This window comes from Allobosea sp. Root381 (assembly GCF_001429395.1).
GTDB lineage: Bacteria > Pseudomonadota > Alphaproteobacteria > Rhizobiales > Beijerinckiaceae > Allobosea.
Genome location: NZ_LMJT01000004.1, coordinates 13665 through 28104, shown reverse-complemented (window position 1 = coordinate 28104; position 14440 = coordinate 13665). Strand labels below are relative to the sequence as shown.

16 protein-coding genes are annotated in these 14440 nt (G+C 66.2%); 10 read left to right on the top strand and 6 right to left on the bottom strand.

The annotated features are described in order from the left end of the window. Positions 1-2 precede the first annotated feature (2 nt). Both plsY and dprA read left to right on the top strand, forming a co-directional pair. Positions 3-626 carry a glycerol-3-phosphate 1-O-acyltransferase PlsY gene (plsY, locus tag ASE63_RS05545; protein ID WP_056797802.1) on the top strand — a complete coding sequence of 208 codons (624 nt, stop codon included), beginning with the start codon at positions 3-5 and terminating at the stop codon, positions 624-626. A 15-nt stretch (positions 627-641) separates the two neighbouring features. After that, entirely contained in the window at positions 642-1841 is a 1200-nt protein-coding gene (gene dprA / locus ASE63_RS05540) for a DNA-processing protein DprA (protein WP_056798087.1), read from the top strand. Positions 1842-1950: 109 nt separating this feature from the next. On the opposite strand, the gene ASE63_RS05535 is transcribed toward dprA, so the two are convergent. Further along, positions 1951-2241, bottom strand: coding sequence for a hypothetical protein (locus ASE63_RS05535; RefSeq protein WP_156410208.1), 291 nt, complete (start codon positions 2239-2241; stop codon positions 1951-1953). Positions 2242-2371: 130 nt separating this feature from the next. After that, the gene (locus ASE63_RS05530) at positions 2372-3286 is read right to left on the bottom strand and encodes an AEC family transporter (RefSeq protein WP_056797796.1); all 915 of its coding nucleotides are present in this window, start codon (positions 3284-3286) and stop codon (positions 2372-2374) included. A 311-nt stretch (positions 3287-3597) separates the two neighbouring features. On the opposite strand from ASE63_RS05530, the gene ASE63_RS05525 reads away from it, so the two are divergent. Continuing rightward, positions 3598-3981, top strand: coding sequence for a hypothetical protein (locus ASE63_RS05525; RefSeq protein WP_056797793.1), 384 nt, complete (start codon positions 3598-3600; stop codon positions 3979-3981). Between the two features lie 68 nt (positions 3982-4049). Here the strand turns inward: ASE63_RS05525 and ruvX are convergent, their stop codons facing one another. From ruvX to ASE63_RS05510, 3 genes are all read right to left on the bottom strand, one after another. Beyond that, the gene (gene ruvX, locus ASE63_RS05520) at positions 4050-4553 is read right to left on the bottom strand and encodes a Holliday junction resolvase RuvX (RefSeq protein WP_056798083.1); all 504 of its coding nucleotides are present in this window, start codon (positions 4551-4553) and stop codon (positions 4050-4052) included. Positions 4554-4713: 160 nt separating this feature from the next. Further along, the gene (locus tag ASE63_RS05515) at positions 4714-5691 is read right to left on the bottom strand and encodes a tripartite tricarboxylate transporter substrate-binding protein (protein ID WP_056797791.1); all 978 of its coding nucleotides are present in this window, start codon (positions 5689-5691) and stop codon (positions 4714-4716) included. Positions 5692-5765: 74 nt separating this feature from the next. Next, the gene (locus ASE63_RS05510) at positions 5766-6530 is read right to left on the bottom strand and encodes a GntR family transcriptional regulator (protein ID WP_056797788.1); all 765 of its coding nucleotides are present in this window, start codon (positions 6528-6530) and stop codon (positions 5766-5768) included. A gap of 85 nt (positions 6531-6615) precedes the next feature. On the opposite strand from ASE63_RS05510, the gene ASE63_RS05505 reads away from it, so the two are divergent. The 7 genes from ASE63_RS05505 to ASE63_RS05475 all read left to right on the top strand — a co-directional run bounded on the left by ASE63_RS05505 (position 6616) and on the right by ASE63_RS05475 (position 12684). After that, a complete protein-coding gene (locus ASE63_RS05505; protein ID WP_056797785.1) occupies positions 6616-6903 on the top strand; it encodes a UxaA family hydrolase in 288 nt (95 codons plus the stop codon). Positions 6904-7001: 98 nt separating this feature from the next. Continuing rightward, the gene (locus ASE63_RS05500; protein ID WP_244491291.1) at positions 7002-8282 is read left to right on the top strand and encodes a UxaA family hydrolase; all 1281 of its coding nucleotides are present in this window, start codon (positions 7002-7004) and stop codon (positions 8280-8282) included. 52 nt (positions 8283-8334) lie between these two features. After that, a complete protein-coding gene (locus ASE63_RS05495) occupies positions 8335-8919 on the top strand; it encodes a GNAT family N-acetyltransferase (protein ID WP_056797782.1) in 585 nt (194 codons plus the stop codon). Further along, positions 8916-9983, top strand: coding sequence for a putative sulfate exporter family transporter (locus ASE63_RS05490; RefSeq protein WP_056797780.1), 1068 nt, complete (start codon positions 8916-8918; stop codon positions 9981-9983). Before ASE63_RS05495 ends, ASE63_RS05490 begins: the two co-directional genes overlap by 4 nt. Positions 9984-10009: 26 nt before the next feature. Next, positions 10010-10939, top strand: a complete 930-nt coding sequence (locus tag ASE63_RS05485; RefSeq protein WP_056797776.1) for a hydroxyacid dehydrogenase — start codon at positions 10010-10012, stop codon at positions 10937-10939. Then, on the top strand, positions 10936-11901 hold the full coding sequence (locus ASE63_RS05480; protein ID WP_056797774.1) for an Ldh family oxidoreductase: 966 nt from the start codon (positions 10936-10938) through the stop codon (positions 11899-11901). Before ASE63_RS05485 ends, ASE63_RS05480 begins: the two co-directional genes overlap by 4 nt. Before the next feature lie 342 nt (positions 11902-12243). Then, the gene (locus ASE63_RS05475; RefSeq protein ID WP_056797772.1) at positions 12244-12684 is read left to right on the top strand and encodes a hypothetical protein; all 441 of its coding nucleotides are present in this window, start codon (positions 12244-12246) and stop codon (positions 12682-12684) included. 13 nt (positions 12685-12697) lie between these two features. Here the strand turns inward: ASE63_RS05475 and ade are convergent, their stop codons facing one another. Continuing rightward, positions 12698-14413, bottom strand: coding sequence for an adenine deaminase (gene ade, locus ASE63_RS05470; protein WP_056797769.1), 1716 nt, complete (start codon positions 14411-14413; stop codon positions 12698-12700). Positions 14414-14440: the final 27 nt, after the last annotated feature.

Below are 14440 nucleotides of genomic sequence, written 5' to 3'. Positions count from 1 at the left end.
GGATGGCTGAGACGCTGAACTGGAGCCTGTCGGGCTCCGCCACGCTGATCGCGCTCGCCCTCGGCTATCTGCTCGGCTCGATCCCTTTCGGCGTGATCCTGACCAAGCTGAGCGGCGGGCCGGACCTGCGCAGCATCGGTTCGGGCAATATCGGCGCGACCAATGTCCTGCGCACCGGCAACAAGAAGCTGGCGGCGCTGACCCTGCTCGGCGACATGCTGAAGGGGACGGCGGCGGTCCTGATCGGCCTTCATTTCCTCGGCGGCCCGCAGGCTGCGCTCGCGGCCGGGCTCGCCGCCTTTCTCGGCCATCTCTTCCCGGTCTGGGTCGGCTTCAAGGGCGGCAAGGGCGTCGCGACCTATCTCGGCATCCTGATCGGCCTCGCCTGGCCGGTGGCGTTCGCCTTCGCCGCGATTTGGCTGTCCGTCGCCAAGCTTTCGAAATACTCCTCGCTGTCGGCTCTCGTCGCGAGCCTGCTTACCCCCCTTGTCCTCTGGGTCGTGACCGGCAACCGACAGGCGGCGCTCCTCATGGCTGTGCTGGCCGTCCTGCTCTGGTTCATGCACCGGACGAACATCGCCCGGCTGCTCGCGGGCAGCGAGGGCAAGATAGGCCAGAAGGGCTGACCGAAGATGGCTGGCATCGTCCTCACCGATCGCCAGCGCCTCGATTGGCTCCGCCTGATCCGCAGCGAAAGCATCGGGCCGCGCACCTTCCGCTCCCTGATGAACCGTTTCGGCGGCGCGGCGGCCGCGCTCGAGGCCTTGCCCGGTCTCGCCCGGCAGGCGGGCCGCGACATCCGCATCTGCACGACGGCCGAGGCCGAGCGCGAATTCGAAGGCCTGCACCGGCGCGGCGCCCGCCTGATCGCGCTGGGGGAAGCCGGCTATCCCCGGCCGCTGCAGGCGATCGACAGCGCGCCACCGCTCCTGTCCGTGCTCGGACGACCCGAGGCGCTGCTGCGGCCCGGCGTGGCCGTGGTTGGCTCACGCAACGCTTCGGCCGTGGGGCTCAAATTCACCGCACGGCTCGCGCGCGAACTGGGGGAGGCCGGCTTCGTCGTGGTTTCGGGCCTGGCGCGTGGCATCGATACGGCGGCGCATGAGGCGAGCCTCGCCACCGGCACCGTCGCGGTGCTCGCAGGCGGGCTGGAGCACGTCTATCCGCCGCAGAACCTGCCGCTGCTGCAGCGTCTGCTGGAGGAGGGTGCCGCGATCAGCGAGATGCCGCTCGGGCTGGCCCCGAGAGGACGGGATTTTCCGCGGCGCAACCGGCTTGTATCGGGTCTGTCTCTCGGCACGGTCGTGGTCGAGGCGGCGCGCAAATCCGGCTCCCTGATCACGGCGCGCTTTGCCAATGAGCAGGGTCGTATCGTCTTCGCCGTGCCGGGTTCGCCGCTCGATCCGCGCGCCGAGGGTGGCAATCATCTGATCCGGGAAGGCGCCACGCTCTGCGCCGAGGCTTCCCATGTCATCGAGGCGCTGACGCCACTGCTCGATGACGGCAGGGGGTTTGGAGAGGTGCCGCAGGGGCTGTGGGATGGGGCTGGAGAGCCACGGGAGCAGGCGCTCTGGGACGAACTCGAACTGCCGGGCATCGAGCCCGCCCCTCCGGCGCCGGCTTCAGGGCTGATCGGCAACCCGGACGCGCCTTCGAGCAATGGCGAGGGCATCGACCTGCGGCAGTCCGTGCTGCAGCTTCTCGGCACCGCGCCGGTCACGGTCGACGACATCGTGCGCGCCGGTGGCTACCCGGCCCGCGAGATCAGCCGGACCTTGCTCGAACTCGAACTCGACGGCGTCGTGCGGCGTCATCCGGGAGGCGAAGTCAGCCTCGCCTAGAGCATCTTCGAGCAAAGCGGGTACCGGTTCGCGTGAAGAAAATGCGTCAAGACAAATAGCTAGAGCGAGGAGCGGCAGGCGTTACCGCGCGCTGCGTCAGCTTTCGCTCTTATTCCCCTGCGGAGCGCGCAAGGCGTTGCGCCTGAATCGACGCTTCCAGCCGCGCCATCTCGAGAAAATAGGCGAGGCTGTTGAGATCGGCTGCATGCGCCATGGTCCGCATCTCGGCCGTCAAGCCCTCGATATAAACGGCCAGGTCGCGCTGCAGTACGGGCGGGCTGCCGATCGGGCGGCGACGGTTCGCCGCGCCTCTCCTGCTGCGGGCCTGGGGCTCCATTGCGCCATGGGCCGAGCTCCCTTCGGCGGGCGAGGGGTGCTGATTGCGTTGCTTTGGCGTCATCCCCGACGGATCCTTGAGCCCTTGGGCTTAGCCCTCTTGTCGTGCTCTCGACTCAGGCCGCTCCTGAGAGAGATGCTCAACTGCAATCATAACGTGTACGGGTCTGAAATCTCAAGCGTCCCGATAGATGTCAAATAAGGAAAAGCACGGCGAGCGGCAGGGTCGCCAGGGCGAGCAGTGTCTGCAGCGTGGTGATCTCGGCCATCAGCGGTGCGTCGCCGCCGAGATCACGTGCCAGGAAATAGGCTGCGGTCGCGGTCGGGACCGCGGCAGCGACGACGGTCATGGTCAGGGCCGGGCCGGATACGCCGAATTGGCGAGCGATCGTCCAGGCCAGCACCGGCATGACAACGAGCTTGAGCACGATCGCGACGCAATGGGCGAGGCGCGGCCGGGCGAGGCTGCGCAGGTCGAGGCTTGCTCCGACCACGAGCAGGCCGACGCCCAGCGCAGCCCGGCCCATGATGTCGACATAGGTCGTGATCGCAGCCGGCAGGTAGGCCTGGAACTGGTTGAGGATGAGACCGAGCGCGGACGACCAGATGAAGGGGTTGAACGCGATCGACTTTATCGTGGCGGCGGCCCCCATCGGCCGGCCATTGGCGTAACGCGCCAGCACCAGCACGCACATCACGTTGAGCAGCGGTATCATCGCCGCGACAGCGATCGCCATGAGCGTCGTGCCGTCGCGCCCGTTCAGCCCGGCGGCCATCGCCAGGGCTACGAAGGTGTTCCACCGGACCGAGCCCTGGAAGATCGAGGTGAAGGCGGGGCCCCCCACGCCGGCCCGCGCCAGCAGTGGGCGGCTCGCCAGCAGGAGCGAGGCGACGACCAGGATCGAGATCACGAGGCTCGCTCCCATCGCCAGCACCGGCAGCCGGCTGAGATCGGCCACTGCAAGGGTGTGGATGACGACGGCCGGGAACAGCACCTGGTAGGTCAGGCGCTCGACGCCAAGCCAATGTGTAGGCGAGACGATGCCGCGGACCTTGAGGGCCCAGCCGGTCGCGATGACGAGGAAGACGGCGATCAGGCTGGCGAGCATGGCATCCGCGAAACAATTGAGAATTGGACGAGTGGCTCCCGTCTTGATGGCGGTCGCATTGCTCCCAGGAACCACTGGACCAAATGGAACAAAACTTTCGCTTGACCGTTGGTAAGTCAATGCCGCCGTCGAAGGTCCGGGAGGACCCATGATCCACTCCTTTCATGGCGGATGCATTCGGGCAATGGCGTAGAATTGGTGCGGTAATGCACCCGCCGCAATCCGGCCGCGATTGGTTCATGGCCCATTCAAGCGGCGGGTGTGAAGCTACCTTCAAGCCGGCCTATTCCGGCAAAACAGGAGATTTAACGATGATGTCTCTCAGGAAGACCGCGATTATCGCGCTCACCTCGGTGGGCGTCGTTTCGGCCGGCTTCGTGGCGCCGGCCTTTGCCGGCGAAACCGGCAAGAGCTTCGACCCCGCTCGCCTCGACAAGGCGCAGGCCGAATACACCCAGTATCGCGGCTATAGGGGCTACCGCGGCGGCTATTATCGCGGCAATCGCGGTGCTGCGATCGCGGCTGGTGTGGGCCTCGGCATCCTGGGCGCGGCGGCGATCGCCGCGAGCCGCCCTGCATATGCCGATCCCTATTATTACGATGGCTATTATGCGCCCGCGCCCGTCTATGCGCCGGCTCCAGTCTATCGCCGCTATTACTACCAGCCCCAATATGACTTCCGCGACTATCGCTGAAGCAAGGCTGGAAATCCCTGCACAACTCGTCGCGCCGCCCGGCTCTCGCCGTGGCGGCGCTTTTGCGTTCAGGCGCTGGTCGGGACTTCCGTGACCTCATCCGGGGGAAGGCGCATCAGCCGGTCCAGCGCGCCCTGGAGAATGTAGGCGGCCGCCATCTTGTCGACGACGGCGGCGCGCTTGGCCCGCGATGCATCGGCGTAGAGCAGCGTTCGCGTCACGGCCAGCGTCGACATGCGTTCGTCCCAGAACACGATCGGCAGCGCCGTGAGCGGCGCGAGATTACGCACGAAGGCTCGTGTGGACTGCACGCGCGGCCCGGACGTGCCGTCCATGTTGAGCGGCAGGCCGATGACCAGCCCGACGATCTCGTATTTTTCGGCGACCTTGAGGAGCGCGGCGGCGTCCTGCCCGAACTTGACCCGTTTGATCGTCTCCAGCGGCGTCGCGATCTGCCGCTCGACATCGGATAGGGCGAGGCCGATCGTCTTCGTGCCGAGGTCGAGCCCGAGCAGCCGCGCCCGGTCGGGCAGGGTGAGGAAGGCTTCGAGCGGAACGATGTTGCTGGACATGCGCAGGCGGTAGCATGCGTCGCTGCAGGACGCGAGCAACGCATGCGCGAGCATCGGCCCGAAAAGTGGAATGCGGTTTTCGGTAATCGCTGACGTGAGAATCAAAAACCTACGACACCGACCCGAACAGGATGTTCGGATCGGTGTCGTAGGGGCGTGGTTACCCTTGCGGCTTGACGCCCGCGGCCGCCAGCGAGGCGGCCCATTTGTCAATCTCCGCAGCGAACAGCTTCGCATGGGCGTCGCGGGTCCATTCGGCTTCGGGGAAGGCGGTGGTGCCAAAGGCCTTGAACTTCTCGATCACTGCCGGGTCCTTGAGCGCCACGCGCAACGCGCCGTTCAGCTTGTCCAGGACGGCAACCGGCGTGTCCTTGGGGGCATAAAGGCCGTGCCAGATCGTCATGTCGAGCTTGGCGCCGGCTTCCGCCATCGTCGGCGTCTCGGGCAGCACGTCGAGGCGCTGTGCCGAGGTTACCGCATAGGCGCGGATCTTCTTGCCCTGGATCTGGGGGATCGCCGAGGTCGACTGGTCGCAGAGAATGTCGATCTGCCCGCCGACAAGGTCGTTCATCGCAGGGCCGGTGCCACGATAGGCGACCTGCGAGAACTTGGCGCCCAACTGCTGGGACATCAGCACGGCGCAGAGATGCGAGTTCGAGCCGACGCCGGCATGGGCGACGGTCAGCTTCGCGGCGTTCTCCTTTGCATAGGGAAAGAACGACTTCGCGTCTGTCGGCGGCAGCGCGAGCTTGCTGGTGATGACCATCGGCCCCGTATTGACGAGGCCGATGGGAGCGAAGGCCGCCTTGGTGTCGTAGCCCAGATTGGCATAGAGCGCCGGGGCGGCGGCAAGCGCGAGATGGTGGATCAGGATGGTGTGGCCGTCGGGGTCGGCTGCGACGAGGCGCTTGGCGCCGGCCGTCCCGCCGGCGCCAGCGATGTTCTCGACCACGACAGGCTGGCCGAGCGTCTTGCTCATCTGCTCGCCGAGCAGGCGGGCGATGACGTCGCTCGGTCCGCCGGCCGCGAAGGAGACGATGACCGTGATCGGTTTCGTCGGGAAGGTCTGCGCCAGGCTCGGCGTGGCAAGCCCGAGCGAGAGCAGCCCGGCGAGGGCGGCCCGTTTTGTGATGTTCATGCGTTTCCTCCGTTGGTCGTTGTGAACTGCCGCTCTTCGGCGGCTTTGGTGGGTAAGTTCAGGACCGGAAATGCTCAGCGCAGGTCTGACTGGTAGTGAACCTCCTCTGTCAGGCACAGGCTGAGGCGCCGCTCGACGGGCGAGCCGTCCAATGAAAGCGCGACGCGGTCGATTTCGAGCGCGGGCGATCCTGCGGCGACCTGCAGGACATCCGCCTGTTCGGTGGTGAGCACGACCGCCTTCAGCTTCTCGCGCGCATTGGCGATGGTGACGCCGTAACGGCGTGCGAACAGGCTGTAGAGATTATTGGGGACCGGCCCATCCGCGAGCCCGGGGAAGACGCGTTCCGGCAGGCTGATCGTCTCCAGGATCAGCGGCGCGCCGCCGAGCGACCTCAGCCTGCGGATACGGATGACCTGATCGTCCGCCTTGAGCTCCAGTGCCGCGTACTCGGCATCGCTGGCGCCGGCGATCTCGACGTGAACAACGGTGCTGTCGGGAAAGTGGGTAATACCATCGTCCCGCACCAGCTTGAAGAACTGGAACAGGATGCGTTGTTCATCATGCTCCGCGACGAAGGTGCCGCGCCCTTGGCGACGAACCAACAGGTTCTCGGCAGCGAGCTCGTCCAGCGCCTTGCGCACGGTGCCCTGGCTGACCCCGATCTCGCTGGCGAGTTGGCCCTCGCTCGGCAAGGCCATGCCGGGCGACCAGGAGCCATCGACGAGCCGGCGCACGAAATTCTCTTTGACCTGACGGTAAAGCGGCCGAAATCCGAGGATTTCAGCCCCTGAAGCCGAATTAAGCCGTAATGCATCTTCGAGCTTGTGCTCTCTCATCTGTCTTATATAAGACTAATAAAGGCGGCGGTCGAGTCTGGATTAGGCTCGCTCGCCACGAAAAATCGTTCGTGAGGAGACATCGATGAGCAACCCCCACCTCCTGGTTCACGAGAAGAAGGACACGGTCGGCGTCGTCGTCGTCGAGGGCCTGAAAGCCGGCACCGACATGCTCTGCGTGGTGACGCACGACAATTCCGATTTCCGCCTGACGGCGAAGATGGACATCCCGATCGGCCACAAGGTCGCGCTCAAGGACATCAAGAAGGGCGAGACGATCTGGAAGTACGGTCAGGACATCGGCGAGGCGCGGGCCGACGTGAAGCAGGGCGAGCACCTGCACATTCACAACGCCAAGACGAAGCGCTGGTGATTCGTAGCGCGAGAATTCGCCTCTAACTCACTCGTAAAGCTGCGCAAACGCCACGGCTCCCGCCAAAGGTCGAGCCACAACGGAACAGAGGAAACGCCATGTCCATCGTCGCCAACTTCGATCTCGCCAAGGGTGAGATGGCCGCCGTCGCCGGCCGCAGCATCGAGGCCCCCGAATTCAAGACCCCGACGATCCGCCGCCCGAGCGGCAAGGATCTCGATTCCTTCCTGGGCTGGCGCCGCGAGAACGGCCGCGTCGGTGTGCGCAACCATGTCCTGTTGCTGCCGCTCGACGATCTCTCCAATGCCGCCTGCGAGGCCGTCGCCAACAACATCAAGGGCACGCTCGCCATCCCGCACGCCTATGGTCGCCTGCAGTTCGGCGAGGATCTGGAGGTCCATTTCCGCACCCTGATCGGCACGGGCTCCAACCCGAACGTCGCCGCCGTCATCGTCATCGGCATCGAGGATGGCTGGACCAAGCGCGTGGTGGACGGCATTGCCAAGACCGGCAAGCCCGTGGTCGGCTTCGGCATCGAGGGCCACGGCGACATCGCCACCATCGCGAAGGCCTCCTATGTCGCCAAGGAATTCGTTCAGTGGGCGACCGAGCTCCAGCGTGAGAAGTGCGGCATCGAGGAGCTTTGGGTCTCGACCAAATGCGGTGAGTCCGACACCACCACCGGCCTGTCTTCCTGCCCGACCGTCGGCAACATGTACGACAAGTGGATCCCGCGCGGCGTCTACGGCGTCTTCGGCGAGACCTCCGAGATCACCGGCGCCGAGCATCTCTGCAAGGCCCGCGCCGCGACGCCCGAGATCGGCGAGCGCTGGTACAAGATGTGGAAGGCCTATCAGGACGACGTGATCGAGGCCCACAAGACCGACGATCTCTCGGATTCGCAGCCGACCAAGGGCAACATCGCCGGCGGCCTCACCACGATCGAAGAGAAGGCGCTCGGCAATCTCGAGAAGATCGGCCGCGAGTGCAAGTTCATCGACATCCTGCAGCCGGCCGAAGCGCCGTCCAAGGGGCCTGGCCTCTACTACATGGACACCTCCTCGGCCGCGGCCGAATGCGTGACCCTGATGGCGGCGGGCGGCTATGTCGTCCACACCTTCCCGACCGGGCAGGGCAACGTTATCGGCAACCCGATCGTCCCGGTCATCAAGATCACCGGCAACCCGAAGACGATGCGCACCATGCCGGAGCATATCGACGTCGACGTGTCCGGCATCCTGCGCCGCGACATGACGATCCCGCAGGCCGGCGACGCACTGATCGAGAACATCGTGCGCACTGCGAATGGCAGGCTCACGGCAGCCGAGGCTCTGGGCCATCGCGAGTTCTCGATGACCAAGCTATACCGCTCGGCCTGAGCCGGGCGCCCGCGGACGGGAGCTGGCCGGCAACGGGAGGATGTGACACGGCATGGCGGCACGCGTGACCTTGCGGGTTCCGGACCGGCTTCTGCTCGGCGCCTATGAAACGGCGCTGTGCGGCGGCTGGTCGCCGAACACGACGCGTGACGTCGCGCCCGAGCAGCTCGCGGCCATCGCCGCGGAGCCGGATGCGTTCATCGCCGACCTGCTCGGCCGCGGCGGGCGCATCCGCCTGAACGACGGCAGCGAGGTCGACAAAATTCCGGGCCGCACCCGCTGGATCTTCGCGCAGGACAGATCCGACGAGCCTTTCGTCGGGTCGATCAACCTGCGCTGGCTCGAAGAGCCGGAGGGGCGACCGGTCGAGGCGCTGCCGCCGCATGTCCTCGGCCATGTCGGGTACAGCATCCTGCCTGCCTTCTCCGGCAACGGCTATGCAACGGCCGCACTCGCAGCGATGCTCGACGAGGCGCGCGAAATCGGCTTGTCGCGGATCGTCATCACCTGCGATGTCGAAAACCACGCGTCGAGACGCATCATCGAACGTAATGGCGGGAGGTTCGTCGAGAGCTTCTCTGCGCCGCTCTACGGATCCGAACCGCGCTTGCGCTTCACCATCGAAATCGCGCCATGACCAACATTGCCGCATCCCGCAAGGCGGGCACGCTCAGCCCGCTGCTGCCGGGCATCCTGCTCTCCGGCGCAGTCGCACTCGCGGCCTATCTTGCCGATCCCTTGCTTAGATCCGCTGCAGGGGGCCGTTTCGGCATTCCGGCCGTGGTGATCGCCCTGATCATCGGCATGCTGCTCCATCCCGTCGCCAACGCGCCGCGTTTCCAGGCAGGCATGGTGTTCTGCGTCAAGAAGCTGCTGCGCTGGGCGATCGCGCTGCTCGGCCTGCGCGTGGCGCTTGGCGACATCGTCGCCCTCGGGCTGACCACGGCGCTGCTGGTGGTCGTCGCGATGGCTGTGACCATCGCTTCAGGCTTCCTGCTCGCCCGCTGGCTCGGTCGCGAGACCGGCATGGGCGCGCTCGGCGGCGTCGCGACGGCGGTCTGCGGTGCTTCCGCCGCGCTTGCGACCGCGACTGTGGTGCCGGACTACAAGACCAAGGCCGCCGACGTCGCCTTCACGGTCATCGCTATGAACGCGCTCTCGACCCTGGCGATGCTGGCCTATCCGCTGCTCTGCGTCTGGTTGGGCCTGTCTCCCGAGCAGACCGGCATCATGCTCGGCGCCACCATCCACGATGTCGCGCAGGTGGTCGGCGCCGGCCAGTCGGTTTCGGTCGAGGCCTCCAATGCCGCGATCATCGTAAAGCTCTTCCGCGTCTTCCTGCTGCTGCCGGCCGTCCTGATCGTCGGCTGGTGGCTTCTGCGCGACGAGGCGCAGCGTGCCGGTGACCTCTCCGCCAGGGCCAAGGTGCCGGTGCCCGTCTTCGCCATCATGTTCCTCGTGCTGTGCCTGGTGAACAGCGTGCTGGCGGCGCAGCCGGCGCTGGCGGAACTCTATGGCCCGGTCCGCAACCTGCTCCTCGCGATCTCGGGCTGGGGCCTGCTCATCGCCATCGCGGCGCTCGGGCTCGGTACCTCGCTTGGCGCCATGGCCCGGCTAGGCTGGCGTCATATGGTGCTGGTCACCGGCACAAGCCTGGTCATTCTCGTCATCGTCACCGGCGGCCTGATCGCACTGGGCTGAACCTCAAGGCTGAAAGGCTTTCCTCCATGACCGATATCGTCATCACGGAATTCATGGACGACGCGGCTGTCGCCGCATTGAGCGCCCGCTACAAGGTCCATCACGACCCGGAGCTCTTCGGCAAGCCGGAGGAACTGGCGAAGCTGGTTGCCGATATTCCCGCCCTGATCGTGCGCAACCAGACGCAGGTGCGTGGCGACGTTCTGGCCGCTGCGAAGAATCTCAAGGTCGTCGGCCGCCTCGGCGTCGGGCTCGACAATATCGACATGGACGCCTGCACGGCGCGCGGCATCAAGGTGTTCCCGGCGACGGGGGCCAACAGCCTGTCGGTGGTCGAATACGTCATCGGCAGCGCGATGACGCTGCTGCGCGGCGCTTATTTCTCCAACGCCGCAATGGTCGCCGGCGAATTCCCGAAGACCAAGCTGATCGGCCGCGAGATCGCCGGCAAGCGCCTGGGCCTCGTCGGCTTCGGCGCGATCGCTCGCAACACTGCCGCGCATGGTCGCCTGCTGGGCATGACCGTCGCCGCCTACGACCCCTATGTCCCGGCCGGCGACAAGGTCTGGGCCGCGGCCGAACGGCTCGACCTTGATGCGCTGCTCGCGACCTCGGATGTCGTCAGCATCCACTTGCCGCTCACCCCCGAGACGAGGGGACTGATCGGCAAGGACGCCCTGGCCCGGATGAAGTCGGACGCGATCCTGATCAATGCGGCACGCGGCGGCATCATGGACGAGGCGGCGCTGGTCGAAGCGCTCAAGGGGGGAAAGCTCGGCGGCGCGGCGATCGACGTCTTCGCCGAGGAGCCGCTGCGCGGTGCAGGAAAACTCTTCGCCGGCGTGCCCAACCTGATCCTGACGCCGCATATCGCCGGCAACACGGTCGAGTCGAATGGCCGCGTTTCCGGCCTGGTGGCCGAGCGCGTCATGGCGGCGCTGGAGGGCAGGGCATGACGCGGCTTTCGCTGGAGCAGGCCGAGGCCCGCCTAACGGAGCTTTTCGCGGAGTCCGGCGCCTCTTCCGCCAACGCAGCCTCGGTCGCCTGGGCGCTGGTGATGGCCGAGGCCGACGGGCTGAAGGGCCACGGCCTGTCGCGCGTCCCGACCTATCTCGCCATGCTGAAATCGGGCAAGATCGATGGCCAAGCCGTGCCCAAGGCGACACGGCCGAAGCCCGGTGTCCTCGCAATCGATGCCGGCCACGGCTTCGCCTATCCGGCGATCGACCTCGCCGTGGCCGAACTGCCTGAACTCGCCCGTGCGCAGGGGCTCATGGCCGCGCCGATCCGGCGCTCCGGCCATTGCGGGGCGGCGGGCCTGCATGTCGAGCGTCTGGCCGAGCAGGGGCTCGTCGCCATGCTGTTTGCCAACACGCCCGGTGCGATCGCTCCATGGGGCGGTTCCAAGCCGGTCTTCGGAACCAATCCGATCGCCTTCGCGGCGCCGCTCGCCGGGCGTGAGCCGGTGGTTATCGACATGGCGCTGTCGAAGGTCGCCCGCGGCCCGATCGTGGCTGCGAAGCAAAAGGGCGAAGCGATCCCCGAGGGCTGGGCGCTCGATGGCGAAGGCAAGCCGACGACCGATGCGACCGCAGCGCTTGCCGGAACGATGGTCCCGCTTGGTGACGCCAAGGGCGCCACGCTCGCCATGATGGTCGAAATCCTGGCGGCGGCCCTGGTCGGCGCGCATTTCGGGTTCCAGGCCTCGTCCTTCCTCGATGACAAGGGCGGCCCGCCCGACACAGGTCAGCTCATCCTCGCCATCGACCCGCATGCGATGGGCGGCAACTGGTTCGACGAGCGCATGCGCGCCCTTGTCCACGCCATCGAGGAGCAGGACGGCACGCGCCTGCCGGGCACGAGAAGGCTAAACCTACGCGCGAAGGCGCGGGCGGAAGGCATTGAGGTTACGCTGTAAAATCGCAAGTCGTCCGCGCTCTCGCCGTTGTTTGTGGCTTGCTGATTTTGCACGGAACCACAACGTCATCCCGGGCTTGCCCCGGGATCCATCGAAGGGCGCTGAACTCTACGATGGATCCCGGAGCTACGTTGCTTCGCAGCTCGTCCGGGATGACGACGTGGTTCCGAGAAAACTTAGCATGAGCGCCCAGCCACCGCGGGCGTTTTCGCGGCTCGACCGGAAGTCTGCCGGATGCAGAGCATTTTACGGAAATCAAAAGAAAAAATTGAAGAGACTTCGTCTAGGCAACGCGAGAGCCGTACCGGACCGCGACGGCCTGAGATGCCTTTTGGGGGAAAGATGAAGACGACCATGCTTGCCGCCTTGCTCGCGACGGCGGTGCTCGCCGGCTGCCAGACGACGCAGGAAGCCGCAAAGACGATGCGCAGCGAATGGGTCGGCCAGCGCGCCGATTCCTTCTTCGTGACGAACGGTCCGCCGGTATCGAGCTACCCGCTCGACAATGGCGGCCAGATCCACACGTGGCGCGGCGGTGAGGCGACGACGACGCGCCCGGGCAGCTTCCAGACGCGGCAGATGCCGACCTGGACCCCTGCGGGCCAGCCGCAGCGCAGCATGACGCAGACCACTTACCAGCCGCCCCAGCAGATCAACTATGTCTGCGAGGCGCAGATCTCGGTCGATGCGCAGGGCGTGATCGAATCCATCCGGATCAGCCGCGACAGCGACGGCATGGGGCTGTCCTTCTCGCGCTGCGGCGAGTTGTTCTCGCGCGAATAGGCCGCGAGCTACCCTATACGAAGTCGAACCGATCAACGTCGACCAGCCCCTTGTCGGTGATCTTGAGATGCGGGATCACCGGCAGGGTCAGGAATGCAACCTGCAGGAACGGCTCGGCCAGTACCACGCCGAGCGCTTTGGCTGCTGCCCGCAACGCCTCCAGATCGCACCGCACCATCTCGAAGGGCTGGTCGCTCATCAGCCCGGCGACCGGCAGCGCCAGCTCGGCCGTGACCGTGCCGCCATCGGCAACCGCAAAGCCGCCGCCGATCTCGATAAGCCGATTGGCGGCCGCGGCCATCGAGGCCGTGTCCACACCGACGACGCAGAGATTATGACTGTCATGGCCGACTGACGAGGCGATGGCGCCATGCTTCATGCCGAAGCCGTGGACGAAGCCGGTCGCGATGCCGCCCGACTTGCCATGTCGCTCGATCACCGTGACTTTGACGGCGTCCTGGGCGAGATCGGGCAGGGCTTCACCGACCCGCGACGGCAGTTGCATCGCGAGGCGCTCGGTGATGATGCGGCCGGGCACGACGCCGATCACCGGCGTCTCGCCTTCGCCTGCGGCAGCCCTGAAATCCTCGGGCGTCAGCGCTCGGCTTTTGACGCTGGCGAGCCCGACCGGCGCGACCGGGACGCGGTCGCCGAACAGCGCGTCCTCGACCAGCCTGCCGCCCGTAAAGACCCGTTTCACGGAGCAGGCCGCCAGATCCTCCACCAGGACGATGTCCGCGCGCTTACCCGGGCCGATGAAACCCCTGTCGAACAGGCCGAAATTGCGCGCGGCCGAAAGCGAGGCGATACGATAGGTCGCGAGGATATCCGCGCCATGGGCTATTGCCGTGCGGATCATGTAGTCGAGATGGCCTTCCTCGGCGATGTCGAGCGGGTTGCGGTCATCGGTGCAGAAGGCGAGGAAGGGTGAGGCGTCGCGCGAGATCAGGGGGATCAGCGCGTGCAGGTCCTTCGAGACCGAGCCTTCGCGGATCAGGATCGCCATGCCCTTGGCGAGCTTTTCCCGCGCCTCCTCGACCGCCGTGGTTTCGTGGTCGGTGCGGATGCCGGCCGAAAGATAGGCATTGAGGTCCATGCCCCGCACCAGCGGCGCGTGGCCGTCGATATGGCGGTGCGAGAACGCCTCCAGCTTGGCGAGGCAGCCGGGATCGCGGTTGATCACGCCCGGGAAGTTCATGAACTCGGCCAGCCCGATCACCTTGGGATGGTCCATCAACGGGGTCAGGTCGCCGGCCTCCAGCCGTGCACCTGCCGTCTCCAGATGCGTCGCCGGCACGCAGCTCGACAGGTTGACGCGGAGATCCATGCGGAGCGCCTCGGCGCATTCGAGGAAATAGGTGATGCCTTCGATACCGAGCACATTGGCGATCTCGTGCGGGTCGCAGATCGCCGTGGTGACGCCATGCGGCAGCACACAGCGCTCGAACTCGAACGGCGTCACCAGCGAGGATTCGACATGCAGATGCGTGTCGATGAAGCCGGGCACGGCGATCAGCCCGGCCGCGTCGAACGCGGTCTTGCCCTCATAGCGTCCATGGGTTCCCACGATGGTGTCGCCGCAGATCGCGATGTCGCTTTCGACCAGCGCTCCGGTGACCAGATCGAGCAGCCGCGCGCCGCGGATGACGAGATCGGCCGGTTCATCGCCGCGCCCCTGGGCGATCCTGCGGGCGAGTTCCTGGCTGGAAACCTCGGAGGAGTGGGGCATGAGGTGGGTCCGTAACTTGCGCTGCGT

What these genes read in the sequence shown, in the direction of transcription:
- plsY (WP_056797802.1), top strand. Translation starts at nt 3, where the DNA reads ATGGCTGAGACGCTGAACTGGAGCCTGTCGGGCTCCGCCACGCTGATC.
- ASE63_RS05535 (WP_156410208.1), bottom strand. Translation starts at nt 2,241, where the DNA reads ATGACGCCAAAGCAACGCAATCAGCACCCCTCGCCCGCCGAAGGGAGC.
- ASE63_RS05530 (WP_056797796.1), bottom strand. Translation starts at nt 3,286, where the DNA reads ATGCTCGCCAGCCTGATCGCCGTCTTCCTCGTCATCGCGACCGGCTGG.
- ASE63_RS05525 (WP_056797793.1), top strand. Translation starts at nt 3,598, where the DNA reads ATGATGTCTCTCAGGAAGACCGCGATTATCGCGCTCACCTCGGTGGGC.
- ruvX (WP_056798083.1), bottom strand. Translation starts at nt 4,553, where the DNA reads ATGTCCAGCAACATCGTTCCGCTCGAAGCCTTCCTCACCCTGCCCGAC.
- ASE63_RS05515 (WP_056797791.1), bottom strand. Translation starts at nt 5,691, where the DNA reads ATGAACATCACAAAACGGGCCGCCCTCGCCGGGCTGCTCTCGCTCGGG.
- ASE63_RS05510 (WP_056797788.1), bottom strand. Translation starts at nt 6,530, where the DNA reads ATGAGAGAGCACAAGCTCGAAGATGCATTACGGCTTAATTCGGCTTCA.
- ASE63_RS05505 (WP_056797785.1), top strand. Translation starts at nt 6,616, where the DNA reads ATGAGCAACCCCCACCTCCTGGTTCACGAGAAGAAGGACACGGTCGGC.
- ASE63_RS05500 (WP_244491291.1), top strand. Translation starts at nt 7,002, where the DNA reads ATGTCCATCGTCGCCAACTTCGATCTCGCCAAGGGTGAGATGGCCGCC.
- ASE63_RS05495 (WP_056797782.1), top strand. Translation starts at nt 8,335, where the DNA reads ATGGCGGCACGCGTGACCTTGCGGGTTCCGGACCGGCTTCTGCTCGGC.
- ASE63_RS05490 (WP_056797780.1), top strand. Translation starts at nt 8,916, where the DNA reads ATGACCAACATTGCCGCATCCCGCAAGGCGGGCACGCTCAGCCCGCTG.
- ASE63_RS05485 (WP_056797776.1), top strand. Translation starts at nt 10,010, where the DNA reads ATGACCGATATCGTCATCACGGAATTCATGGACGACGCGGCTGTCGCC.
- ASE63_RS05480 (WP_056797774.1), top strand. Translation starts at nt 10,936, where the DNA reads ATGACGCGGCTTTCGCTGGAGCAGGCCGAGGCCCGCCTAACGGAGCTT.
- ASE63_RS05475 (WP_056797772.1), top strand. Translation starts at nt 12,244, where the DNA reads ATGAAGACGACCATGCTTGCCGCCTTGCTCGCGACGGCGGTGCTCGCC.
- ade (WP_056797769.1), bottom strand. Translation starts at nt 14,413, where the DNA reads ATGCCCCACTCCTCCGAGGTTTCCAGCCAGGAACTCGCCCGCAGGATC.